The sequence below is a fragment of the Labrys sp. F242 genome (assembly GCF_057813875.1).
In genome coordinates, this window is the sequence record NZ_JBVASG010000001.1 from 381168 (window position 1) to 402035 (window position 20868).

Annotated in this window: 21 protein-coding genes; 5 read left to right on the plus strand and 16 right to left on the minus strand. The window is 63.0% G+C overall.

Going from position 1 to position 20868, the window contains the following annotated elements; genetic code table 11:
- Positions 1 to 6: 6 nt before the first annotated feature.
- From ACZYTC_RS01835 to ACZYTC_RS01865, 7 genes are all read right to left on the minus strand, one after another.
- Entirely contained in the window at positions 7 to 912 is a 906-nt protein-coding gene (locus ACZYTC_RS01835; protein WP_434957773.1) for a carbohydrate ABC transporter permease, read from the minus strand.
- A 158-nt stretch (positions 913 to 1070) separates the two neighbouring features.
- Entirely contained in the window at positions 1071 to 2366 is a 1296-nt protein-coding gene (locus ACZYTC_RS01840; RefSeq protein WP_488988780.1) for an extracellular solute-binding protein, read from the minus strand.
- A 57-nt stretch (positions 2367 to 2423) separates the two neighbouring features.
- Positions 2424 to 3254, minus strand: a complete 831-nt coding sequence (locus ACZYTC_RS01845) for a carbohydrate ABC transporter permease (protein ID WP_488988781.1) — start codon at positions 3252 to 3254, stop codon at positions 2424 to 2426.
- Positions 3254 to 4402 carry an ABC transporter ATP-binding protein gene (locus ACZYTC_RS01850; protein ID WP_488988782.1) on the minus strand — a complete coding sequence of 383 codons (1149 nt, stop codon included), beginning with the start codon at positions 4400 to 4402 and terminating at the stop codon, positions 3254 to 3256. Before ACZYTC_RS01850 ends, ACZYTC_RS01845 begins: the two co-directional genes overlap by 1 nt.
- Positions 4403 to 4950: 548 nt before the next feature.
- Entirely contained in the window at positions 4951 to 5769 is an 819-nt protein-coding gene (locus tag ACZYTC_RS01855) for an ABC transporter permease subunit (RefSeq protein WP_434957769.1), read from the minus strand.
- On the minus strand, positions 5766 to 6716 hold the full coding sequence (locus ACZYTC_RS01860; RefSeq protein ID WP_488988783.1) for an ABC transporter permease subunit: 951 nt from the start codon (positions 6714 to 6716) through the stop codon (positions 5766 to 5768). Before ACZYTC_RS01860 ends, ACZYTC_RS01855 begins: the two co-directional genes overlap by 4 nt.
- Before the next feature lie 12 nt (positions 6717 to 6728).
- Positions 6729 to 7916, minus strand: a complete 1188-nt coding sequence (locus ACZYTC_RS01865) for an ABC transporter ATP-binding protein (protein ID WP_434957767.1) — start codon at positions 7914 to 7916, stop codon at positions 6729 to 6731.
- A gap of 350 nt (positions 7917 to 8266) precedes the next feature.
- Between ACZYTC_RS01865 and ACZYTC_RS01870 the strand changes: the two genes are divergently transcribed.
- From ACZYTC_RS01870 to ACZYTC_RS01880, 3 genes are all read left to right on the plus strand, one after another.
- Entirely contained in the window at positions 8267 to 9700 is a 1434-nt protein-coding gene (locus tag ACZYTC_RS01870) for a glutamine synthetase family protein (protein ID WP_434957766.1), read from the plus strand.
- Positions 9701 to 9813: 113 nt separating this feature from the next.
- Positions 9814 to 11103 (plus strand): NAD(P)/FAD-dependent oxidoreductase, encoded by a 1290-nt coding sequence (locus tag ACZYTC_RS01875; protein ID WP_441770527.1) that lies wholly within the window; start codon positions 9814 to 9816, stop codon positions 11101 to 11103.
- A 281-nt stretch (positions 11104 to 11384) separates the two neighbouring features.
- On the plus strand, positions 11385 to 12719 hold the full coding sequence (locus tag ACZYTC_RS01880; RefSeq protein ID WP_441770343.1) for an SGNH/GDSL hydrolase family protein: 1335 nt from the start codon (positions 11385 to 11387) through the stop codon (positions 12717 to 12719).
- A 68-nt stretch (positions 12720 to 12787) separates the two neighbouring features.
- Here ACZYTC_RS01880 and ACZYTC_RS01885 read toward each other — a convergent pair whose 3' ends face one another.
- From ACZYTC_RS01885 to ACZYTC_RS01895, 3 genes are read right to left on the minus strand one after another with little or no spacing between them, the layout of a single operon-like run.
- The gene (locus tag ACZYTC_RS01885; protein WP_441770344.1) at positions 12788 to 14035 is read right to left on the minus strand and encodes a Zn-dependent hydrolase; all 1248 of its coding nucleotides are present in this window, start codon (positions 14033 to 14035) and stop codon (positions 12788 to 12790) included.
- Entirely contained in the window at positions 14032 to 14562 is a 531-nt protein-coding gene (locus tag ACZYTC_RS01890; protein WP_434957763.1) for an L-2-amino-thiazoline-4-carboxylic acid hydrolase, read from the minus strand. Before ACZYTC_RS01890 ends, ACZYTC_RS01885 begins: the two co-directional genes overlap by 4 nt.
- Positions 14563 to 14587: 25 nt before the next feature.
- Entirely contained in the window at positions 14588 to 15307 is a 720-nt protein-coding gene (locus ACZYTC_RS01895) for an aspartate/glutamate racemase family protein (protein WP_434957762.1), read from the minus strand.
- Between the two features lie 182 nt (positions 15308 to 15489).
- On the opposite strand from ACZYTC_RS01895, the gene ACZYTC_RS01900 reads away from it, so the two are divergent.
- On the plus strand, positions 15490 to 15954 hold the full coding sequence (locus tag ACZYTC_RS01900; protein WP_434957761.1) for an Lrp/AsnC family transcriptional regulator: 465 nt from the start codon (positions 15490 to 15492) through the stop codon (positions 15952 to 15954).
- A gap of 5 nt (positions 15955 to 15959) precedes the next feature.
- Here the strand turns inward: ACZYTC_RS01900 and ACZYTC_RS01905 are convergent, their stop codons facing one another.
- The 5 genes from ACZYTC_RS01905 to ACZYTC_RS01925 form a co-directional block, all read right to left on the minus strand.
- Positions 15960 to 16517, minus strand: coding sequence for a TetR/AcrR family transcriptional regulator (locus ACZYTC_RS01905; RefSeq protein WP_441770345.1), 558 nt, complete (start codon positions 16515 to 16517; stop codon positions 15960 to 15962).
- A 102-nt stretch (positions 16518 to 16619) separates the two neighbouring features.
- The gene (locus ACZYTC_RS01910; RefSeq protein ID WP_441770346.1) at positions 16620 to 17093 is read right to left on the minus strand and encodes a nuclear transport factor 2 family protein; all 474 of its coding nucleotides are present in this window, start codon (positions 17091 to 17093) and stop codon (positions 16620 to 16622) included.
- 80 nt (positions 17094 to 17173) lie between these two features.
- On the minus strand, positions 17174 to 18244 hold the full coding sequence (locus ACZYTC_RS01915; protein WP_441770347.1) for an Ldh family oxidoreductase: 1071 nt from the start codon (positions 18242 to 18244) through the stop codon (positions 17174 to 17176).
- Positions 18241 to 18456 (minus strand): DNA gyrase inhibitor YacG, encoded by a 216-nt coding sequence (gene yacG, locus ACZYTC_RS01920; protein WP_434957757.1) that lies wholly within the window; start codon positions 18454 to 18456, stop codon positions 18241 to 18243. Before yacG ends, ACZYTC_RS01915 begins: the two co-directional genes overlap by 4 nt.
- Positions 18453 to 19076: a Maf family nucleotide pyrophosphatase gene (locus ACZYTC_RS01925; RefSeq protein ID WP_434957756.1), complete on the minus strand. Its 624-nt coding sequence runs from the start codon at positions 19074 to 19076 to the stop codon at positions 18453 to 18455. Before ACZYTC_RS01925 ends, yacG begins: the two co-directional genes overlap by 4 nt.
- Before the next feature lie 303 nt (positions 19077 to 19379).
- Between ACZYTC_RS01925 and ACZYTC_RS01930 the strand changes: the two genes are divergently transcribed.
- Positions 19380 to 19874, plus strand: a complete 495-nt coding sequence (locus ACZYTC_RS01930; RefSeq protein WP_488988784.1) for a hypothetical protein — start codon at positions 19380 to 19382, stop codon at positions 19872 to 19874.
- Positions 19875 to 19962: 88 nt separating this feature from the next.
- On the opposite strand, the gene ACZYTC_RS01935 is transcribed toward ACZYTC_RS01930, so the two are convergent.
- Positions 19963 to 20814 carry an oxidoreductase gene (locus ACZYTC_RS01935; RefSeq protein ID WP_441770349.1) on the minus strand — a complete coding sequence of 284 codons (852 nt, stop codon included), beginning with the start codon at positions 20812 to 20814 and terminating at the stop codon, positions 19963 to 19965.
- Positions 20815 to 20868 lie beyond the last annotated feature (54 nt).

Below are 20868 nucleotides of genomic sequence, written 5' to 3' on the forward strand. Positions count from 1 at the left end.
GACGTTTCAGCGCCCCGATTCGCTGGCTTGCGAGCGTTCCAATACGGCAAAGAAGATCACCGTGAGGACGAGCACGATCACCAGCAGCACGAAGGCCGCTGCCGCACCTTCATTGAGCGACAGGCCGAGAAAAGCCCGGCGATAGGCGAAGAAGCTCAGCACCTCGGTGGCGTTGCCGGGCCCGCCCTTGGTGAGCACATAGGGCAGGTCATAGGTGCGGAATTCGTTGATGAGCTGGATGATGATGGTGATGGCCGCCACCGGCCGCAGCATTGGCAGGGTGATGTAGAAGAATTGCTGCCAGGCCCTGGCACCGTCGACCTCGGCCGCCTCGTAGGGGTCGCGCGGCAGGGCGGCAAGGCCCGCGGCCAGGATCAGCACCACGAAGGACATCTGCTGCCAGATGTCGATGGCCGCCATTGTCCATAGCGCCATGCCCGGCGTGCCCAGCCAGTCGAGCCGGGGCAGGCCGAAGCTTTCCATCAGATGATTGGCGATGCCGAGATTGGGCTGTAGCAGCATGCGCCAGATTAGCGCCACCGAGATGGGCGACATCGCCATCGGGATGGTGAGGATGGCAAAATAGACCGGCTTCATGTGCACGGTGCGGTTGAGCATCAAGGCGATGCCGAGCCCGATCACGAATTCGCCGATCACCGTGATGGCTGAATAACGTACCGTGAGCCATAGGGCGTTCCAGAACAGCGGGTCGGCCAGCATCGACGCGAAATTCTTGAAGCCGACCAGCGGCATCAGGCTGGGTTTGATCAGCGTCATCGACGAGATCGACAGGATACAGGCATAAACGAGCGGAAAGCCCATCACGATAGCGAGCAGCAAGAGGCCGGGCAGGGCGAAAGCCCATCCGATCCGCCATTCCCGGCTGCGTCCGGCCAATCCCATCGCGCTCATCTGTTACACCACTGGAGCGTTTTCCAAAAAAGTTGATAGACTTTTCGATCGAGAAAACGCGTCAAAACAAGGATTTAGAGAAAAGATGCAATTTAGAGAATCGCACTTTGCTCAGGTCTGTAGAACCGGCGCGGCCGAAGGGCCGCGCCGGAAGAAGGTCACTTGTCGAGCAGTTGCTGCAAGCCGTCCGAGGCCGCCTTCAGGGCCGCTTCGGATGTCGCCTGGCCGCCGGCCGCAAGCGAGAGCTGCGTGCCGAGCACGTCCTCGTACTGGGCCGAATAGGTGAAGATCGGGAAGGACTTGCCGCTCGCCACCACGGATTCGGCCGTCTGGTAGAAGGGGTATTTCTTCAGCACTTCGGCGTCCTTGTAGACATCGCTGCGCACCGGCGCGTGGCCCTGCAGGGCCCGCTTCACCGAGACCTCCTTGCTCTGCACCCACTGGATGAAGGTCCAGGCCGCTTCCTGCTCTTCCGGTGTGGTGTTCTTGGGAATGCCCCAGCCCCAGCCGCCGCTCTCGCCATGGCCGCCGGGCATCACCGCAAGGCCGACCTTGCCGGCCACCGTCGGGCATTTGGCGGCATCGTCCATCTGCGGCAGCATCCACCAATAGGTCACCATGCTGAAGGCCGAACCCGAACACATCAGGCGCATGGTGTCGTCGAGCGTGGCCGAGATCGCGCCCTGCTGGGCTCCGTTCTGGATATTGTCGACATAGAGGTCGAGTGCCTTCTTGGCCTCCGGCGTGTTCAAATTGGCCTTGCCGCCAGCGTCACGATAGGCCCCGCCCGCCGAGAACAGATAGTTGGAGAATTCCATGCTGTTCGGATCGCCGCGCTGGCCCTGCATCGCCGCACCCGCGACCTTGGCATTGGCCTTCATGAATTTGGAGATCGCCACATAGTCTTCCAGCGTGGCGGGCAGAGCGAGCTCCTTGCCCGTGGCGGTCTTATAGGCCGCCTTCAGCTTCTCGTCGGCGATGAGGTCCTTGCGATAGAGCAGGCCCATCGAATAATTGTACATCGGTATGAGATGGAGCTTGTCCTGGCTGCCGCCGAGCAACTCGATGGTGGAAGGGATGAAGGCCCCGAGGTCGTATTTGCTCTTTTCGGCCAATGGCTTGAGGTCGACCAGCCAGTTGGCCGCGGGGAATTCGCCGGCCCAGAGGAAGTCGACCTCCAGCAGATTGTAGTAGCTCTGCGGCCCGGTGAGCTGGGCCACCAGCTTGTCGTGCATGTCGGGATAGCCGATCTTCTCGAACTCGACCTTGATGCCGGTCTTCTTTTCGAATTCCGGCAGCAATGCCTCGATGATCTTGGTCTCCGGTACGTCCTCCATCAGGGCGCGCAGAGTAACGGTCTCGGCGGCGGCCGACGACAGCGACGCCCCCAGCAGCATCGCCGCGCCGGCAGCCGCCAGCAGGGTCGTCTTCAGGCGATTTTCGCTCCAGATCATGGCTCTATCCCTCTCTCCGTAATGTGCGGCTTTGTCGCCGCTCTCCATATTGCTGGCTTATTTGACGCTGCCGAAGGTCAGTCCCTGGACGATGAAGCGCTGGATGAAACGCGAGGCGATCACCAGGGGCAGGATGGCGAGGATGACGCCGGCCGAGACCTTGGCGATCTGCACGCCGTTGGAGGTCTGCAGCGCGGCGAGTGCCACCGGTATCGTCGCCGTGGTCGGCCCGCTCAGCACCAGGGCGAACAGGAACTCGTTCCAGGCCAGGATGAAGCCGAGCACGCCGGCGGCGGCGATGCCGGGCAGCGACACCGGCAGCACGATGCGCCAGAACGCACCCCAGGCGGTGGCACCGTCGGTCATGGCGGCCCATTCGAGGTCGATCGGGACGCCCTCGAAGAAACCCATCAGGATCCAGGTCAGGAAGGGCAGGTTGAGGGCGGCGTAGACGATGATCAGCCCCGTCAGCGAATTGGAGAGTTCCAGGCTGCGGAAGAGGGTGAAGGTCGGCAGTACCAGCGCCACCGGCGGCAGCATCTGGGTGGCCAGCACGATGAAGCGTGCCCAGCGCCCGCCGGTGCGGAAGCGGGCGAAGGCATAGCCGGTGGTCGCCGCGAAGGGCAGGGCAACCAGCACCGAACCGAGTGCCACGATGAGGCTGTTGAGATAGGAACCGCCGAAACGGCTGGAGATCAGCGCCGCATAGTTCTCGGTGGTGAAGGCCGGCATCAACTCGTTGCTATAGGAGAGCTGCTCGGGCAGGAAGCTGGTCCTGAGCACCCAGAGTGGCGGCAGCAGGATGAGGGCGCAGACGAGGACAAGGCCGAAATGCAAGCCGAAACGTCGGCGGAAGGGAACGGTCTGGCTGTCGCAGCGCATCGTCATCACATCCCTCCCGTCAGCGCCGGCCTGGCGATCACCTGTTCGGTTTCGGGGTCAAACAGGTGCATGGGCAGCGCATCGACATAGAGTTCCACCGTCGATCCAATCGGGGCGGTGAAATTGCGCCCGAGCCGCGCCGCGATCTCCAGGGGTCTGTCACCGGTCTCCTGCTCGCCGGCGATCTGTCCGATCAGGATGTTCTCGGCGCCGAGGGCTTCGATGGCGACCACACGGATCGGCATCTTCTGCCACTCGGGGTGCTGCTGGGTTTCGTAGAAATCCTCGGCCCGGATGCCGAGGATGACGCGGCGGCCGGCCTGGCCACCATAGGCTCCGTGGTGGCGGGCCGGCACGCTCAACCTCGCGCCCGCGTCGGTCACCACCCCAAGGCCTTCCGCTGGCGCGCTCTCCAGCCTAGCCGGGATCAGGTTCATCGGCGGGGTCGCCAGGAAGCGGGCGACGAAGGTGTTGGCCGGGTTGGCGTAGACCTCGAGCGGTCGCCCGGCCTGGACCAGCTGGCCTTCGCGCATGATGCAGATGCGGTCTCCCATCGTCATCGCCTCGACCTGGTCATGCGTGACATGCACGATGGTGCGGCCGAGGCGGCGATGGAGCTTGATGAGCTCGAGCCTCATCTCGGCCCGAAGCTGGGCGTCGAGGTTGGAAAGCGGTTCGTCGAGCAGGAAGGCGGCGGGTTCGCGCACGATGGCGCGGCCGAGGGCGACGCGCTGGCGCTGGCCGCCCGAAAGCGCCGCCGGCTTGCGGCCAAGCAGGTTCTGCAGGCCGAGCAAGTGAGCGGCGTCGGCGATCTTGGCATCGATGGTGGTGGCGTCGACGCCGCGCATTTTCAAGCCAAATGCCATGTTCTGGCGCACGCTCATATGCGGATAGAGGGCGTAGCTCTGGAACACCACCGCAATGTTACGGTCGCGTGGGGCGACATGGGTCATGCTCTTGCCGCCGATGCGCAGATCGCCGGAAGAAATGCCTTCGAGCCCGGCGATCATGCGCAGCGTCGTCGACTTGCCGCAGCCGGAGGGGCCGAGGAAGATGACGAACTCGCCGTCCGGTATGGTCAGGTCGACGTTGCGTACGCCATAGGCGCCATTGGCGTAGAGTTTGGAAACATGATCGAGTTCGATGGACGCCATGGTGCCTTCCCAAGCAAAGCGCGTTTAACTGAAAACGCCTTTTTGCTCTAACTCCCTGTTTTGACGCGTCTTTGCGAGTCTCGGCGGTTTCGCCAGATCACAAGACGCTGCGGCGACGTTCAAGAGGGGCGGGCGTCGAGACACAGGAAAGAACAGAATCAAACATGTAAAGCAACGATTCCGACTACCAATGTTCCATTCCCTGGTACAATCTTGCTCCTCATTTCTTTGATGTTGCTCCCTTTTTCTGACGGGGAACACCCAAAAACTGAGGTGCGCGGCGGTTATTCACCTGGTCTGATGTCGTATTCGTCATCAGAGGCGAGCCCCGACTCCACGATTGATGAGGCATGCTATTCAACAAAATATAACATCGCAAGAGCGATTATGTTAGAAAATGTTAGAATCTGTCTCGGCCCGTGAATCTACAGTGAAGCGATGGGTGGTTCGGCCATTGCCACGTTGGGACATGCCCGTAAATGACAAGGCCCCCGCCCCGTGGAGGGGGCGAGGGCCTGAAGCTTCGGGCTGCTGATGGTTGGGCCGGATCAGCCGGCTGCGGCCAGCCTCTCGGCGCGTTCGCGCTCCTTCTCCGCACGGCTGGTATAGATGGCGGCGGCCACCACCCCGAGGGCGACCACGGCCAGCATCAGCGTGCAGGCGGCATTGATCTCCGGCGTCACGCCGAGGCGCACGGACGAATAGATGCGCATCGGCAGCGTGTTCCAGCCCGGGCCGGAAGTGAAGCTGGCGAGCACGAGATCATCGAGCGACAAGGTGAAGGCCAGCATCCAGCCCGAGATCACGGCCGGCGCGATGATCGGCAGCGTGATCAGGAAGAAGGCTTTGAAGGGATGGCAGCCCAGATCCAGGGCCGCCTCTTCGATGGAGCGGTCGAAGCTGAGCAGGCGCGACTGCACCACCACGGTCACGAAGCACATGGTGAGTGTGACATGGGCCAGGGTGATGGTCCAAAAGCCGCGGTCGATGCCCAGCGAGATGAAGAACAACAGCAATGACAGGCCGATGATGATCTCGGGCATCACCAGCGGCGCATAGACCATGGCCGAAAAAGTCATGCGGCCGCGGAAGCGTCCCATGCGCACCAGAACCACGGCGGCGAGCGTGCCGAGTATGGTGGCGATGGTGGCTGATACGGCGGCCACGATCAGCGTGATCTTGGCGGCGTTCATGAAGGCTTCGTCGTGGAAGAGTTCGACGTACCAGCGCGTCGACCAGCCGCCCCAGACCGTCACCAGCTTGGAGTCGTTGAACGAATAGATCACCAGGATCACGATCGGCAGGTAGAGGAAGGCCAGGCCGAGGGCGACCGAGGTCATGCTGAACCAGGAGGAACCCTTTCTCATCGGTCGGTCTCCAGCGCCTTGGCTTGGCTGTGCTGATAATAGGTGATCGGCACGACCAGGATAATCAACAGGATCACGGCGACGGCGGAGGCCGCCGGCCAGTCGCGGTTGGAGAAGAACAGGTCCCACATCTGCTTGCCGATCATCAGCGTGGAAGATCCGCCGAGCAGATCCGGGATGACGAATTCGCCGACCGCCGGAATGAAGCAGAGCATGCAGCCGGCGATCACGCCGGGCAGGGAGAGCGGGAAGGTCACCAGCCAGAAGGCCTTGATCGGCTTGCAGCCGAGATCGGCCGCCGCTTCCAGGAGAGTGTCATCCATTTTCTCCAGGGTCGAATAGAGCGGCAGGATCATGAAGGGCAGGTAGGAATAGACGATGCCGATGAAAATCGCCCAATTGGTGTTGAGGATCTGCAGGGGCTGGTCGATGATGCCGAGCTTGATCAGCGCCAGGTTGAGCAGGCCCTCCGGCTTGAGAATGCCGATCCAGGCATAGACGCGGATCAGGAACGAGGTCCAGAACGGCAGGATCACCAGCATCAGCAGGGTTGGACGCACGCTCTTGGGGGCACGCGCCATGCCATAGGCGATGGGATAGCCGACGATCAGCAGCAGGATCGTCGAGACCAAGGCGATCATCACGCTGGACAGGTAGGCTTTCAGATAGAGCGTATCGCCGTCCTCGCCCCAGATGTTGAACATCGTCCAGTAATTGTCGAGGCTCAGCTCGGAGATGAAGCCCGTAATGCTCTGCCAGGTGCCGTCGAAATTGAAGACCGGTGTATAGGGCGGCTGTCCCAGCGCCGTCTGGCTCAGCGAGATCTTCAGCACCATCAGGAAGGGCAGGGCGAAGAAGATCGTCAACCACAGATAGGGAATGGCGATCACCCCGGTGCGTCCGGAGAAGAAGCCCTTTCGGGTCTTGTCGGCCAGATTGTCGGTCATCCCGCCGCCCTCCTATTTGGTCAGGACGACGCCGGCATCCGGCGCAAAGCTGACATGAACCTTGTCTTCCCAGGTGATCGGGCGCTCGACGAAGCGGCTCATATTGGCCTGCGACACCCGGATGCGCTGGCCGGTGCCGGCGATGTCGACGAGATAATTGGTCCAGTCGCCGAGATAGCCGATGTCGAAGACCTCTCCCGCCAGCCAATTGCCCGGTGTGGTGGGCGCATCGAGCGAGATGCGCATCTTTTCGGGGCGGATGGCCAGGAAGACGCTCTGGCCGACGGAGCAGCTTTCGGCGCTGTCGACACTGAAGGCCTGGCTGCTCGGCGAAGTAATGGTGAGGGAACTGCCGTTCTGGGCGGAAATCTTGCCTTCGAGGATGTTGATGTTGCCGATGAAGTCGGCGACATAGCGTGAATTGGGCTGCTCGTAGATTTCGCCGGGCGGCGCCACTTGCACCAGCTTGCCATGGTCCATGACCGCGATGCGGTCGGACATCGTCATCGCCTCTTCCTGGTCGTGCGTGACGATGACGAAGGTGATGCCGAGCTCGACCTGGATGTCCATCAGCTCGAACTGGGTTTCCTCGCGCAATTTCTTGTCGAGGGCGCCCAGTGGCTCGTCGAGCAGCAGCACCTTGGGCTGTTTGGCGACGGCACGGGCAAGGGCGACACGCTGGCGCTGGCCGCCGGAGAGCTGGTGCGGCTTGCGGCTGGCGAATTTCTCCAGCTTGACCAGCTTCAGCATCTGCCCGACGCGCGTGTCGATCTCGGCCTTGGGCATCTTGTCCATCTTCAGGCCGAAGGCGATATTGTCGGCCACGCTCATATGCGGGAACAACGCGTAGGACTGGAACATCATGTTGACCGGGCGTTCATAGGGCGGGACGCCGGCCAGATCCTTGCCCGCCAGGGTGATGCGTCCGCCCGTCGGCTGTTCGAAGCCGGCCAGCATGCGCATCAAGGTGGTCTTGCCGCAGCCAGAGGGGCCGAGCAGGGAGAAGAATTCACGTTGATGGATGTCCAGCGAAACGTCGTTCACCGCCACGAAATCGCCAAAACGCTTGGTGACGTTCTCGAAGCGAATGAGGGGAACGGCGGTTGGATCGGACCAGGGTTGGAATTTCCGGCGAACGCCCCCGATCGCCTTCTGCGACTTCACGGGCGCCGTAGCGCCATCCCCGCCTGTATCACGCATGGTATCCCATCTGTTTGTGGTGATTGGTTCCAGCCTAGACCGGGAAGTCGGCGGTGGTCTACAGGGGAAATGCGATTCAACGCAAAAATGTGATCACATTTTTTGTGATCACATTTTTTGGCCAACCCATTTGACTTTTGGACGCGGCTAAAGGCAGTGTGCGCCAGCGTCGGTCCACCGATGCCTCTTTTGCGCGTCTTCCCCGATGCGCGGCGCGTGCGCCTCCGCCCTCCTAAACCAAGGGCCCGAACCGGAGGTTAGTCGCGTGATGGCCCCTCGTGGGCTGTCAAACAGGTCGCCGGCGCTTGTTTCGGGTCGCCGCTCCGCATTTCCTGCGGGGTGGAAGCCGCATGTGTGCGACGATGAGCAAAAAGAAAAAGTCAGACAAGCCCGAGCATTCTAGCGTGCCGGATATCGAATCCGCGCGTGGCATCTCCGGTATGGAGAACGCGAGAGACTGGTTTCGCGCCCGCAATATCGAGGAAATCGAGTGCCTCGTTCCAGACCAGGGCGGGGTGGCCCGCGGCAAGATCATGCCGGTGTCGAAATTCCTGGCCTCGCCGGTGATGAACCTGCCGCTTTCGATTTTCTATCAGTGCATCACCGGCGAATATCCCGCCTATGACGGTCTGGTGGACGCGGTGGAAGCCGATACCGACATGTTCATGCAGCCTGATTGGTCGACCCTGACCGCGGTGCCGTGGGCGATGGATCCGACAGCGCAGGTCATTCACGACGCGATGACGCGCGACGGCCGCCCCGTCGAGCAGGCGCCCCGCCAGGTGCTGCGCCGCATCCGCGAACTCTACCGCAAGAAGGGCTGGCAGCCGGTGGTGGCGCCGGAGATCGAGTTCTATCTGGTCGAGCCCAACACCGATCCCGACTATCCGCTGAAGCCGCCGATCGGCCGATCCGGCCGCCCGGAACTTGGACGTCAGGGCTATTCGATTTCGGCCGTCAACGAATTCGACGCCCTGTTCGAGGACATCTACAAATATTCGGAACATCAGGGCCTGGAGATCGACACGCTGATCCACGAGGACGGCGTGGCGCAGATGGAGATCAATCTGCGCCATGGCGATCCGCTTGAACTGGCCGACCAGGTCTTCCTGTTCAAGCGCACCATCCGCGAGGCCTCGCTGCAGCACAAGATCTATGCCACCTTCATGGCCAAGCCCATGTCGGGCGAGCCGGGCTCGGCGCTGCACATCCACCAGTCGATCGTCGACGCCGAAAGCGGCCAGAACATCTTCTCCGATCCGGAGACGGGCGGGCCGACCCCGCTGTTCTTCTCCTTCCTGGCCGGCCAGCAGAAATATCTGCCGGCGATCATGTGCATGCTGGCGCCCTATGTGAACTCCTACCGCCGGCTGACGCGCGATTCCATGGCACCGATCAACGTGCAATGGGGCTATGACAACCGCACGGCGGGCCTGCGTGTGCCGCCCTCGGGCCCCGACGCAAGGCGCGTCGAGAACCGGGTTCCTTCCTCGGACGCTAATCCCTATCTCGCCATCGCCGCGAGCCTGGCGGCCGGCTATCTCGGCATGACCGAAGAACTCGATGCGACGGCGCCGATCGAGTCGGATGCCAAGAACCGCGATTTCGAGCTGCCCCAGAGCCTGCTCGAGGCGGTCGCGGAAATGGACGAGAGCGAGGCGATCCGCCAGGTGATGGGGACTTCCTTCGTCACCGCCTATGCCGCGATCAAACGCCAGGAACACGAGACCTTCATGAAGGTGATCAGCCCCTGGGAACGCGAGCATTTGCTCTTGAACGTGTAGAATTCGAAGCGCGGACTTTCACAGCGACATGCCGGCATGTCGCGATGTCCGCTCTTCCCATCGCTTGGCATAACGTTTCCAAGGGCGGACAGGATGTCCGCGCTCCCAGGATCATGACCGACAACACCGGCCATCCGGCCAATTCCTATTACACCGCCACCGCCAACCGCCTTCCCGCCCAGCCTCAGCTCCTAGGCGAGGAGCGGGCCGATGTCTGTATCGTCGGCGCCGGCTATACCGGGCTCGGCGCCGCGCTCGCCTTCGCCGAAAAAGGGCTTTCGGTGATCGTGCTCGAGGCTGCCGAGATCGGCTCGGGAGCCTCGGGGCGCAATGGCGGCCAGGTTCATTCGGGCCAGCGCCGCGACCAGGATTATCTGGAGAAACTGGCGGGCCTGGACGGCGCCAAAGCGTTATGGCGGATGGCGGAGGACGCCAAGGCCCATCTCAAGGGCCTGATCGTCAGGCACCAGATCGCCTGCGACTACAAGCAGGGCATCCTGATCGCCGACCACAAGCCGCATTATGTGGCGATGTCGCACGCTTATGCCGAGAAGCTCAGGACGGTCTACGGCTATGACAAGGTCGAGGCCATCGGCAAGGCCGAGCTCGACGCCGTCCTCGGTGCGACCGGTTATTACGGTGGCTTCGTCGATCATGATGGCGGCCATCTCCATCCACTGAACCTGGCTCTGGGGCTGGGCGCGGCCGCGATTGGCGCCGGTGTGCGGATCTTCGAGCGTTCGCGTGCCGTCAGCTACCGGGCCGAGGGCAGCAGGGCGGTGGTCCGTACTGCGCAAGGCAGCGTTTCCGCCGACTGGCTGATCCTGGCGGGCGATGGCTACCTCTCCGGGCTCGACGCCTATACCGAGGCGCGGGTGATGCCGATCAACAATTTCATCTTGGCGACCGAACCTTTCTCGGACAATGAAGCCAGGGCCTTGATCGCCAACGATTATGCCGTGGCCGACAGCCGCTTCGTGGTGAACTATTATCGCCTGTCGGCTGATCGACGCCTGATCTTCGGCGGCGGCGAGAACTATCGCTCGGGCTTTCCGGCCGACATGAAGGCCTTCGTACGCAAGCGCATGCTCAAGGTCTTCCCCCAGCTTGCCGACAAGCGCATCGACTATGCCTGGGGCGGCACGCTCGGCATCACCGCTACGCGTCTGCCCTTCGTGCGGCGGCTGGCGCCCAACGTGCTGACGGCCTCGGGCTATTCGGGGCAGGGGGTGATGCTGGCGCCCTATTTCGGCAAGATCCTGGCGGATGTCACCGCCGCCACCCTCGGCGAGTTCGACCGCCTGGCAGCATTGCCGACACCGCCCTTCCCGGGCGGGCGCCTGCTGCGCTGGCCGACCCTGGTGGCCGGCATGAGCTATTATGCGCTGAGGGACCGGCTCTGAGCCCCCGGGCGAGGCGTGTTCGAGCGGAACGCGTTTTGCCCCATGCCAGGTTTAAGCGGTTCCACACAGGGATCCGACACGTCGACCGCCACGCTCCGGCCTCTCGCCCATCGGGCCGGTGCGAGCATGCCGGCCGGTATTCAGCTTGCAAGATCCAGGAAAACGTCACACTCTCCCGGCGCTTTAGAAGTCTCCCGGGCTGCAATGCCGGATACTTCATCTCTATACGCAATCAAGACAACGTCATTCTACAATATTGTCAAAGCGGGATGGAAAGCGCCATGGTTTCCTATTCGGATTATTATTGGCCCGGATTAAGTCTGCATCGGATCACGCATGCCAGATTGATCGGATGGGCCGCCAGGACTTCATTTGTCGCGGGGACACTGACCCTGGCCGTGGCTGCGACCCCGGCAAGCGCGGAAGGCCCGGAGCCTTGGATCACGACATGGGCCGCCACGCCAGCCCCACGCTGGGCCGAGGAATTGCCGGCGCCCTTCGATGTGCCCGAGGTGCTCGGCGATCAGACCGTCCGCCAGATCGCACGCATCAGCGTCGGGGGCGAACAGGTGCGTGTCGTCATCTCCAACGAGTTCGGCACGCGTCCGGTTGCGATTGGCTCGGCCAGCGTGGCGCTGTCCAAGGGCGGCAGCGCCATCGACGAGGGCTCCGTGAAGCCGTTGACTTTCGGCGGTAAGCCATCGGCCGTCATTCCGCCCGGCGCGCCCCTGCTCAGCGACCCCGTGGATCTGCCGGTCAAGGCCCTGTCGAGCCTGGCGGTCAGCTTCTACCTGCCCAACAGGGCCGGCATCACCTCCGTTCATTGGGATGGGGCCCAGACCGGCTATGTGTCAGAGCCCGGCGACAAGACCAAGGAGGCCGATTTTAAGGCGGTGAGCACCAACAAGTCGCGCCTGCTGCTCAGCCGTATCCTGACCACGGCCAAGCCGGAGTCGAAGGCCATCGTATTCTTCGGCGATTCCATCACCGATGGCGCCTGTTCTTCGCCGGACAAGAACAATCGCTGGCCCGATCATATCGCCGAGCGGCTGCAGGCCGAGGGGCATCAGGATGTTGCGGTGGTCAACGAAGCCTATTCGGGCAATCGCGTGCTCTCCAACGGCATGGGAACCAACGCCCTAAGCCGGTTCGACATGTCGGTGCTCAGCCATCCCAAGGTTTCGACCGTGGTGATGATGATGGGGATCAACGATATCGGCTGGCCGGGCAAGGATGCCATCACCCCGGCCGATCCCGAACCGACGGCCGAGGACGTGATCGCCGGCTACAAGCAGATCATCGATCGCGCCCATGCCCATGGCATCCGTTTCGTCGGCGTCACCCTCTCGCCCTTCGTCGACACCTTCAAGGGGTTGCCGACCGCCGGTTACTACACGCCGGAGAAGGAAAAGATCCGCCAGGAGGTGAATGCCTGGATCCGGGCCAACAAGACGGCGGACGGGCTGATCGACTTCGACAAGGTATTGCAGGATACAAAGGATTCCAGTCGCATCAATCCTGCCTATGATTGCGGCGACCACCTGCATCCCAACGACGCCGGCTACGAGGCCATGGCCAAGGCCGTCGATCTCGGTGTGCTGGTACCCAAGCAGTAGCAGAGAGATGCAAAGGCCCCGGCGGCGCTATTGCGCCGGGGACGCTCTACGGCGTCTGACGGGTGGCGCTAGGCCAGCCGACGGTCGAGTTTGAGAAGGGTGCGCAGCAGCACCTCGGCGCCGTCGGCGCATTGCCGGGGCGATGAATATTCGCGTTCATTGTGGGAAAGCCCGTCGCGGGACGGGATGAAGATCATCGCCGTCGGCGCGAGGGTCGCCAGATGGGCGGCGTCATGGCCGGCGCCGGATGCGATGTCGCGGCAGGACAGGCCGCAATCGGCGGCGGCCTGGCGGACAGCATCGATGCAGGCGGGATCGAAAGCGACCGGTTTCTTGGCCCAGATCCGCTCGATGCGGCTGTCGGTCTGGCCGGCAACGGCCTGTCGCAATGCTGTTTCCATAGCTTCCAGCCCGGCTTTGCCGGGATGGCGCATGTCGATCTGCAGGCTGACCCGACCCGGAACGACATTGCGGGAGTTCGGGAAGACACCGGCGCGGCCGACCGTCAGCACGCCGGGGGCATGGGCGCGGCCGATCGCCTCGACATCGAGGATCAGGCGGGCGGCGGCGGTCAGCGCATCGCGCCGGTTCGCCATCGGGGTCGAGCCGGCATGGGATTCGGTGCCTTTGATCTCCACGTCGAACCAGCGCAGGCCCTGCACGCCGGTGACGGCGCCGATCGCGATCCCCTCGGCCTCCAGAACGGGTCCTTGTTCGATGTGGAGTTCGACATAGGCGGCCGGATTCTCCGTATGGGATCGGCTGCCGCGATAGCCGATGGAGTCGAGGGCCTGGCCGACACTGACGCCGGACTGGTCGCGGATCGCGAGCGCCTCGTCGAGCGCGATGGCGCCGGCATGCACGCCCGAGCCGAACATGGCCGGGGAAAAGCGCGAGCCTTCCTCATTGGTCCAGTTCACCACCGTCAGCGGGTGCTCGGTGACAAGGCCTGAGCTCTTCAGGGCGCGGAGAGCGGCGAACCCGGCCAGCACGCCGAGGATGCCGTCATAGCGCCCGCCACCTGGCTGGGTGTCGAGGTGGCTGCCGGTCATGATGGCGGGCAGGGCGGCATTGCGCCCGGGATAGGAAGCGAACAGATTGCCGATCGGATCGATGGTCACGCTGCAGCCGAGCTCGCTGGCGCGGGCAACGAACCAGTCCCGGACGGCCTTGTCCTCCGGCGTCAGCGTGAGGCGGGAGACGCCGCCATTCCCTGTGCCACCGAAACGGGCGGTGGCCTCGATATCGGCATTGAGCTGCGCCGCATCGAGGAGGGGCGTCGGGCCGATCCGGCTGGCGAGAGGCTGGTCCATCATTCCGCCTTGGCGGCTTCTTGCAGCTTGTAGCGGAAATTGCAGTGGCTGGAGCCGTCCATGATCGTCTGCGTGCGCTCGAGTGTGATACGCGGATCGTAGCCCGTGCAGAACACGCCGTCGCGGTTGCAGGACAACAGGTGCCCGATCTTGCCGAGCCCCATCTCCTTGTAGGTCTCGGCATAGCGGCAACGATGGACGTTGTAGTCGAACTCGGTGTCGGTGGCCTTGACTACCTCGATCACCAGCGCGTCGTCCTGGGTCCACAGGGCCTGCAAATCCTGGAAACTGCGCAGATCGGTGCCGCCCGGGGTCTTGGCGGCAAAGCTGCGGCCGGCCGCGATGGCGGCCTTGCGGATGGCGGAATCAAGGATCGACTGCGCCAGTTCCTCGCCGAGGCGTTCACGCATTTCCTCATAGATCGGCGCGATGATGCCGGCCTCGATCCGCCGGCGGGCGAGAATGCCGATCTCGCCCTCCATGACGGCCTTCGCGCTTTCCGTCCTGTCGGGATCTGCTGCCTGCTTCATGACCTGCCTCCTGTTCGCTGATCCATCATGCTGCCAGTTGGGCAGCGTTGGGGCCTGGCGCAAGCGAAAAATCGACGGCGGCGGCCGCGTGGATCGTGGTGGAGTCGAAGCCGGGCAGGCCGAGGCTGTCGGGGGAGAGGATCAGGCAGATCTCGGTGCAGCCAAGGATCACGCTGTCGGCGCCTTCGGCCTTGGCCCGCTCGATCAGGGCCTCGAGCTTGCGGCGCGAGCTATCCTTCACCAATCCGGCGCAGAGTTCGGAGAAGATTACATCATGCACGATGGCCCGGCCCTCGGCATCGGGAACCATCACCTCGATGCCATGCTGGCCCATGCGGTCGGCGTAGAAGCCGTGTTCCATGGTGTAACGGGTGGCGAGCAGGAGAGGCCGGCTGCGGCCGGCTGCGGTCAATGCCTTGGCGGTTTCGTCGATGATGTCGATCAGCGGACAGGCGATCGCCTCCTGCACCGGGCGGGCAACCAGATGCATGGTGTTGGTGCAGATCAGCACGCAGCCGGCACCGGCGCCTTCGAGGTCGCGGGCCACGCTTGCCAGCCTCTCGGCCGCCACATCCCAGCGTCCGGCCTTCTGCATGTCGACGATATCCTGGAAATTCACCGAATGCAGCATGACCTCGGCCGAATGCAGGTCGCCGCGCCGAGCGCGCACTGCCTCGTTGATGAGCTTGTAATAGATCGCCGAACTCTCGAAGCTCATGCCGCCGATCAGGCCGATTTTCCGCATATCCGTCTCCCATCCGGGGTTGATTATCATGCCTGAATAATGCCTCGAAATGGATGAAAATGGTTTGCATTTTTTGGGCGTTTGGGATGCTGAAGGAACAAGTATATTGCGTCTGAAATTAGAACAGGCAAAGATTTTGCGTCGTAGATTTCTTCTACACAATCTGGATGCGTGAGGGAGTCATGAAGCTCGACCATCGGGACAAACAGATCCTGGCCCTGCTGCAGCTCCAGGCCGACCATCCTCTCGCCGATCTCGCCGAGAAGACTCATCTATCGCCCTCGGCTTGCTGGCGGCGCGTCAAGCGCCTGGAGGAGGAGGGCTACATTGTGCGGCGCGCGGCGCTGCTCGATCGCAAGAAGGTGGGGCTGCCGACCACGGTCTATGTCATGGTCCGCACGGCGAACCACTCACTGGATTGGCTGGAGCGTTTTCGCGCTCTCGTCGCCGACACGCCGGAGATCGTCGAAATGCACCGCCTCACGGGGGATATCGACTATCTGCTCAAGATCGTGCTGCCCGACGTCGAAAGCCTCGACCTGGTCTACAAGAAGCTGGTCGCCAAGCTGCAATTCAACGACATCTCTTCCTATATCTCGATGGAGATGTTCAAGGACACTACGGTGCTGCCGCTGTCCAATGCCTGAAGGCTTCAGCGCAACGGAATGAGCGCTTTCAGCCGCGCCAGCCTGCGGCCGAACAGGGAGGGGTTGCCGAGGGCGCGCGCCGTCACCAGCGCCCCCTGGATGCCGGCGACGATGTCCTCAGCAAGTTCGCTTGCGGAATCCGGATCTTTGCCGAGGCGCTGCAGGGCTTGCGCCAGCGCGTCGCGCCATTCGGCGAAATAGCCGTTGATGCGCTCTGCGAAACGGTCACGCACATCCGACAGGGCAAACACGCCGACGATGCAGACACGCCCGCCCGAATGGAAATAGCGGTCCGTCGCCTCGAACATGGCCGCGATCGCCACTTCAGGATCCGCAGTGGTCCGCAATGGCTCGAAGACATGAGTGCGGAACCAGCCGTCGATATGGTCGAGCACGGCGCCCGCCATCTCCTCCTTCCCGCCCGGGAAGAAGTTGTAGAGGCTGCCCTTGCCAAGGCCCGTCTGCTGGCCGATGAGGGCGAGACTGGCGCCCTCATAACCATGGCTGCGAAAGACCTCGGTGAGGGCGGGCAGGATGTCGGCGCGCTCGCGGACCGTCTTCATCTAGAGCGTTTTCCAGAAAAGTTGACAGACTTTTCGATTAAGAAAAAGCGTCAAAACAAAGAGTTAGAGCAAAACGACTATTCGGAGAGAAGTCGTTTTGCTCTAAAGGCCGAGATCGCTGAGTCCGGGATGGTCGGCGGGGCGCGGAGCGCTGCGATCCCAGCGGAACTTGCGCTCGCTCTCGCGGATCGGCACATCGTTGATGGACGCATGGCGCACTGCCATCAGGCCGTTCTCGTCGAATTCCCAGTTCTCGTTGCCATAGGAGCGGAACCAATTGCCGGCATCGTCATGCCATTCGTAGGCAAAGCGCACGCCAATGCGGTTGTCGCCATAGGCCCACAACTCCTTGATCAGGCGATAGTCCTGCTCACGCTGCCATTTGCGAGTGAGGAAGCTCACGATCTCCGTGCGTCCGGTCAGGAAATCGGAGCGGTTACGCCAGCGGCTGTCAGTCGTGTAGGCGAGCGAGACGCGCTCGGGATTGCAACTGTTCCAGCCATCCTCGGCGGCGCGGATCTTTTGTATCGCCGCTTCCCGGGTGAAGGGAGGCAACGGCGCGCGTTGTTCGGGCATGGCAATTTCCTTATCTGTACCGGTTGGTACAATGCGGACCAATCGGTACAAGAGTCAAGAACTTCCTTGGAGCGCGGACTTCACGCCTTCTGCGGCAAGGTCAGCCCATATTTGGCGGCGAGCTCGACGAAGGCCTCCTCGCTGACGGGATCGACCGGCACACCCTTGCGCGCCCGTTCTTCCTCCACGGCCCATTCGCGATCACCCGGCGCCATCGGCTTGCCGCTCGCGCCCTCGGCCGGCATGGCGGCGCGGATATTGGCGAGGTAGCGTGTCATGATCGCGCCATAGATCTCGGGTGCGATGAAGGCCGAAGGATTGATGGCGAGGGCGAAGCCTCCCATGTCGCGTGGAGCGCCGGTCGAGGGCTGGCCGTACATCGGCACCAGCTCGGTGGAGAGTGCCATGCCGGTGAGGGGGGCGGACAGGATCTCCACCAGCCCGGCGAGCGCGGCGCCCTTGAAACCCTGCTCGCCGCCTACCGGTGAGAGCACGCGGGCCGCTTCGGGATCTGTGGTGTTGACGCCCTTCTCGTCGACGGCCACGCCCTGAGGCAGAGTGAGGCCGAGCGAACGGTAAAGCAGCACGCGGTTTTGCGGGATTGCGCTGGTCGCCATGTCCATCAGCCAGGGGCGCTGGCCGGGGACCGGGGCGCCGATGGCGATCGGGCTGGTGCCATGGAAGGCGTCACGCCCGTCGAACAGCCGCACGGCTGCGTCGGAATTGGCGGTGAGCAAGCCGATGAAACCCTGTTCGGCAGCCCACATCGGATAGGCACCGGCAGCGCCCATATGGGAGGAGCGCTGGATGGTGACGGCGCCGATGCCCTGCGTCCTGGCGATGTCGACGGCCACTTCCATGGCCCGGTAGCAGGCCAGGTGTCCGATGGCGCCATCCGCATCGAGAATGGCCGTCGCACCTTCGCCGCGTGATACTTCGAGCTGCGGATGGCCGTTGATCTCGCCACTGGCCAGCACCGAGAGGTAATAGGGCAGCAGTCGGACGCCATGGCTGTCCACGCCGAGGCGCGAGGCATGCATCATGGCGCGGGTGGCGGCCCGTGCCGAGGGCACGTCGGCTCCGCCGGCCAGGAGGGCGGATTCGAGAAAGGGTTCGAGGCTGCTACTCGTATAACGCTGCGGTTCGCTCATCGGTCATGCTCTGTCTTCGGATAATCATCCTGGTCGCTCGGATCGACTTTGTCGGTCTCCTCGCCGGGAATGGCGTAGACGCCCTTCAGCCAGCGCGACAGGTCGATGTCGGCGCAACGCTTCGAGCAGAAAGGCTTGCTGGCCTCGACGCTGGGCTTGCCGCAGATCGGGCATTTGCGCTTGCGCAGAGGGGTTGGGGTCGGTTCGCTCACAATTCGTCCCTCCAGGTACCACGGACCGGGAAGCCCGCCCCTTCGAGAAGGCTCACCGTCTCATAGAGCGGCAGGCCGACGACATTGGTGTAGGATCCGACAAGTCGCAATACGAACACGCCGGCGCGGCCTTGGATGGCGTAGCCGCCCGCCTTGCCGTGCCATTCGCGGGAATCGAGATAGGCATTGAGCTCGTCGTGCGACAGATGCTTGAAGCGCACCCGTGTTTCCACCAGCCGGGTCCGGATTGTGCCATGCGGATCGGCGACGGCGACACCGGTCATCACGATATGGCTGCGGCCCGACAACAGGCTGAGGCAGGCTTCGGCATCCTCGCGGGTCTCGGCCTTTGGCAGGATCCGCCCGGTGCAGGCCACCACCGTGTCGGCCGACACCGTATAGGCGCCGGCAAGATCGGGCCGGCTGGCGAGAGTGGTCAGGGCCGCCTCGAGCTTGCCCCTGGCAAGCCGCTGCACCAGCATGCGCGCCGCCTCGCCACGCCGGGGCGTTTCATCGATATCGGTGGGCAGCAAGGCATCCGGCTCGCAACCTGCCTGCTCGAGCAGGGCATGACGGCGCGGGCTGGCGGAAGCGAGGACGAGCTTGGGACGGTCAGTCATGACAGGCGCAATAGCAGGATTCGTCCTGTTTGGACCAGAGTTGGCTGAGAATTAGAACCCGGGCCCTGGGGCTGCGGTTTGTCTTCCTGGGAGGAAGCGTCATTCGAAAAGCGCAGTCGGTTTATAAAAAGTTCCGCAGGGAACAGAGGTTGACCCCGCATCTATACTAAGTCCCGCCGACACTTATAAATGCCGTGGCATGTATTTCATTGCGAGGGGCTGAGGAGTTCCTGCCGAGCACGAAAGCAAGCTCGAATGATCTCCGACGATTTCGATTGAATCGTGAACAGGGAAGGGGCTGGCATGCAACATAAAGGTTATATCGCTTTCGTGGCGGCGAGTATTGCTTTGCTCCCGATCGGAAGCGCGAAAAGCGAGGTCATCGGCCGTTACGACCTGGGGCAATGGGTGATCGAAGCCAATGCCAGCAATGGCCGCTTCGAATATTGCGCTTCCAGCGGCAAATACTCCAGGGGAGCGGCGGTGCATTTCCTGCTGACCCGCGAGACGGCCTGGGGCATGGTCATCGAGAATCCGAACTGGAACTGGGTCAGGGATTCGCGCGGCGATGTCACCTATTGGGTCGACAATTACCGCTCGCGTGCCAGTGGCGCCAAAGCCACGGCGCCGACCCGGTTGCTGATTCCGCTGGCCGACTCGACCCAGCTCTTCCAGGAGATCCGCGGCGGCCGGGTCCTCTATTTCCAGCCTCGCGGCAACAAGTCCTTCTCGGTCACCCTGAACGGCACATCGTCAGCGTTGAGCGCGCTGATGCAATGCGTGGCTCGCTATCGCTAGGGCGCCTTGCGATTCTCGGCGATCCCGTCAAATCGCACGACGCCTTAGGCAAGGCCGGAGGCGGCGCGCATGAATGGCGCCGTTCCGCTTACTGTCCTTCGGGATAATCGGCGCCCTTGGTCACCTCTTCCCAGGCATCGAAGTTCTGCGTGAGTTGGGCGATCTTGGTACGCGCGCCTTCAAGTGCGATGTTGCCGAGCAGCAGGCGCAGGGGCGGGCTGTCGGCTTCGACGGCCTTGATGATCGCCTGGGCGGCGCGCACGGGGTCGCCAGGCTGATGGCCGCTATAGCCGCGAATCTGGCTCTGGCGGGCGCCGGAGGTCTCGCGATAGGCGTCGATGGTCTGCGGCGCCTCGTTGGCCGAGCGCCCGGCCCAATCGGTCCGGAACGGGCCGGGCTCGACGATCAGCACCTTGAGGCCGAGCGGAGCGACCTCCTGGGACAGGGCTTCCGACAGGGCCTCCACCGCGAATTTGGTGGCGGTGTAGAAGCTGACGGAGGGGGCCGCCCGAAGCCCGCCGAGCGAGGAGATGTTCACGATGGTTCCCGAGCGCTGCTCGCGCATCGCCGGAAGCGCAGCACGCGTCATCGCCGTCAGGCCCCAGACATTGATGTCGAACATCTTGTGGACCTCGCCGAGGTCGCTTTCCTCGAACGAGCCGAAATAGCCGATGCCCGCATTGTTCACGAGGACGTCGATGCGGCCGAACCGCTCCAGTGCCACGGCCAGGGCGGCATCGATATCGGCCTGCTTCGTCACGTCGAGCTTGAGCACCAGCGCCGTGTCCCCGAACTCCATGACGAAGTCCTCGAGCTGGGCAGGGTTGCGGGCCGTGACCACGGTGGGATAGCCCAGCGAAAGCGTATGGCGCGCCAGTTCGCGGCCGAAACCGGTGGAGCAGCCGGTGATGAACCAGACGGGCTTTGCAATTTCTGACATGACAATCTCTTTGGAAAGCAAAGGTGAGGCATCTTACATAGAAGCAGGGGCCTG

Excerpts from the sequence above, each read along its gene's own strand:
- ACZYTC_RS01930 (WP_488988784.1), top strand. The coding sequence starts at position 19,380 with ATGCAACATAAAGGTTATATCGCTTTCGTGGCGGCGAGTATTGCTTTG.
- ACZYTC_RS01845 (WP_488988781.1), bottom strand. The coding sequence starts at position 3,254 with ATGACGATGCGCTGCGACAGCCAGACCGTTCCCTTCCGCCGACGTTTC.
- ACZYTC_RS01905 (WP_441770345.1), bottom strand. The coding sequence starts at position 16,517 with ATGAAGACGGTCCGCGAGCGCGCCGACATCCTGCCCGCCCTCACCGAG.
- ACZYTC_RS01910 (WP_441770346.1), bottom strand. The coding sequence starts at position 17,093 with ATGCCCGAACAACGCGCGCCGTTGCCTCCCTTCACCCGGGAAGCGGCG.
- ACZYTC_RS01850 (WP_488988782.1), bottom strand. The coding sequence starts at position 4,402 with ATGGCGTCCATCGAACTCGATCATGTTTCCAAACTCTACGCCAATGGC.
- ACZYTC_RS01935 (WP_441770349.1), bottom strand. The coding sequence starts at position 20,814 with ATGTCAGAAATTGCAAAGCCCGTCTGGTTCATCACCGGCTGCTCCACC.
- ACZYTC_RS01870 (WP_434957766.1), top strand. The coding sequence starts at position 8,267 with ATGTGTGCGACGATGAGCAAAAAGAAAAAGTCAGACAAGCCCGAGCAT.
- ACZYTC_RS01865 (WP_434957767.1), bottom strand. The coding sequence starts at position 7,916 with ATGCGTGATACAGGCGGGGATGGCGCTACGGCGCCCGTGAAGTCGCAG.
- ACZYTC_RS01835 (WP_434957773.1), bottom strand. The coding sequence starts at position 912 with ATGAGCGCGATGGGATTGGCCGGACGCAGCCGGGAATGGCGGATCGGA.
- ACZYTC_RS01880 (WP_441770343.1), top strand. The coding sequence starts at position 11,385 with ATGGTTTCCTATTCGGATTATTATTGGCCCGGATTAAGTCTGCATCGG.
- ACZYTC_RS01875 (WP_441770527.1), top strand. The coding sequence starts at position 9,814 with ATGACCGACAACACCGGCCATCCGGCCAATTCCTATTACACCGCCACC.
- ACZYTC_RS01860 (WP_488988783.1), bottom strand. The coding sequence starts at position 6,716 with ATGACCGACAATCTGGCCGACAAGACCCGAAAGGGCTTCTTCTCCGGA.
- ACZYTC_RS01915 (WP_441770347.1), bottom strand. The coding sequence starts at position 18,244 with ATGAGCGAACCGCAGCGTTATACGAGTAGCAGCCTCGAACCCTTTCTC.
- ACZYTC_RS01925 (WP_434957756.1), bottom strand. The coding sequence starts at position 19,076 with ATGACTGACCGTCCCAAGCTCGTCCTCGCTTCCGCCAGCCCGCGCCGT.
- ACZYTC_RS01890 (WP_434957763.1), bottom strand. The coding sequence starts at position 14,562 with ATGAAGCAGGCAGCAGATCCCGACAGGACGGAAAGCGCGAAGGCCGTC.
- ACZYTC_RS01895 (WP_434957762.1), bottom strand. The coding sequence starts at position 15,307 with ATGCGGAAAATCGGCCTGATCGGCGGCATGAGCTTCGAGAGTTCGGCG.
- ACZYTC_RS01840 (WP_488988780.1), bottom strand. The coding sequence starts at position 2,366 with ATGATCTGGAGCGAAAATCGCCTGAAGACGACCCTGCTGGCGGCTGCC.
- ACZYTC_RS01885 (WP_441770344.1), bottom strand. The coding sequence starts at position 14,035 with ATGATGGACCAGCCTCTCGCCAGCCGGATCGGCCCGACGCCCCTCCTC.
- ACZYTC_RS01900 (WP_434957761.1), top strand. The coding sequence starts at position 15,490 with ATGAAGCTCGACCATCGGGACAAACAGATCCTGGCCCTGCTGCAGCTC.
- ACZYTC_RS01855 (WP_434957769.1), bottom strand. The coding sequence starts at position 5,769 with ATGAGAAAGGGTTCCTCCTGGTTCAGCATGACCTCGGTCGCCCTCGGC.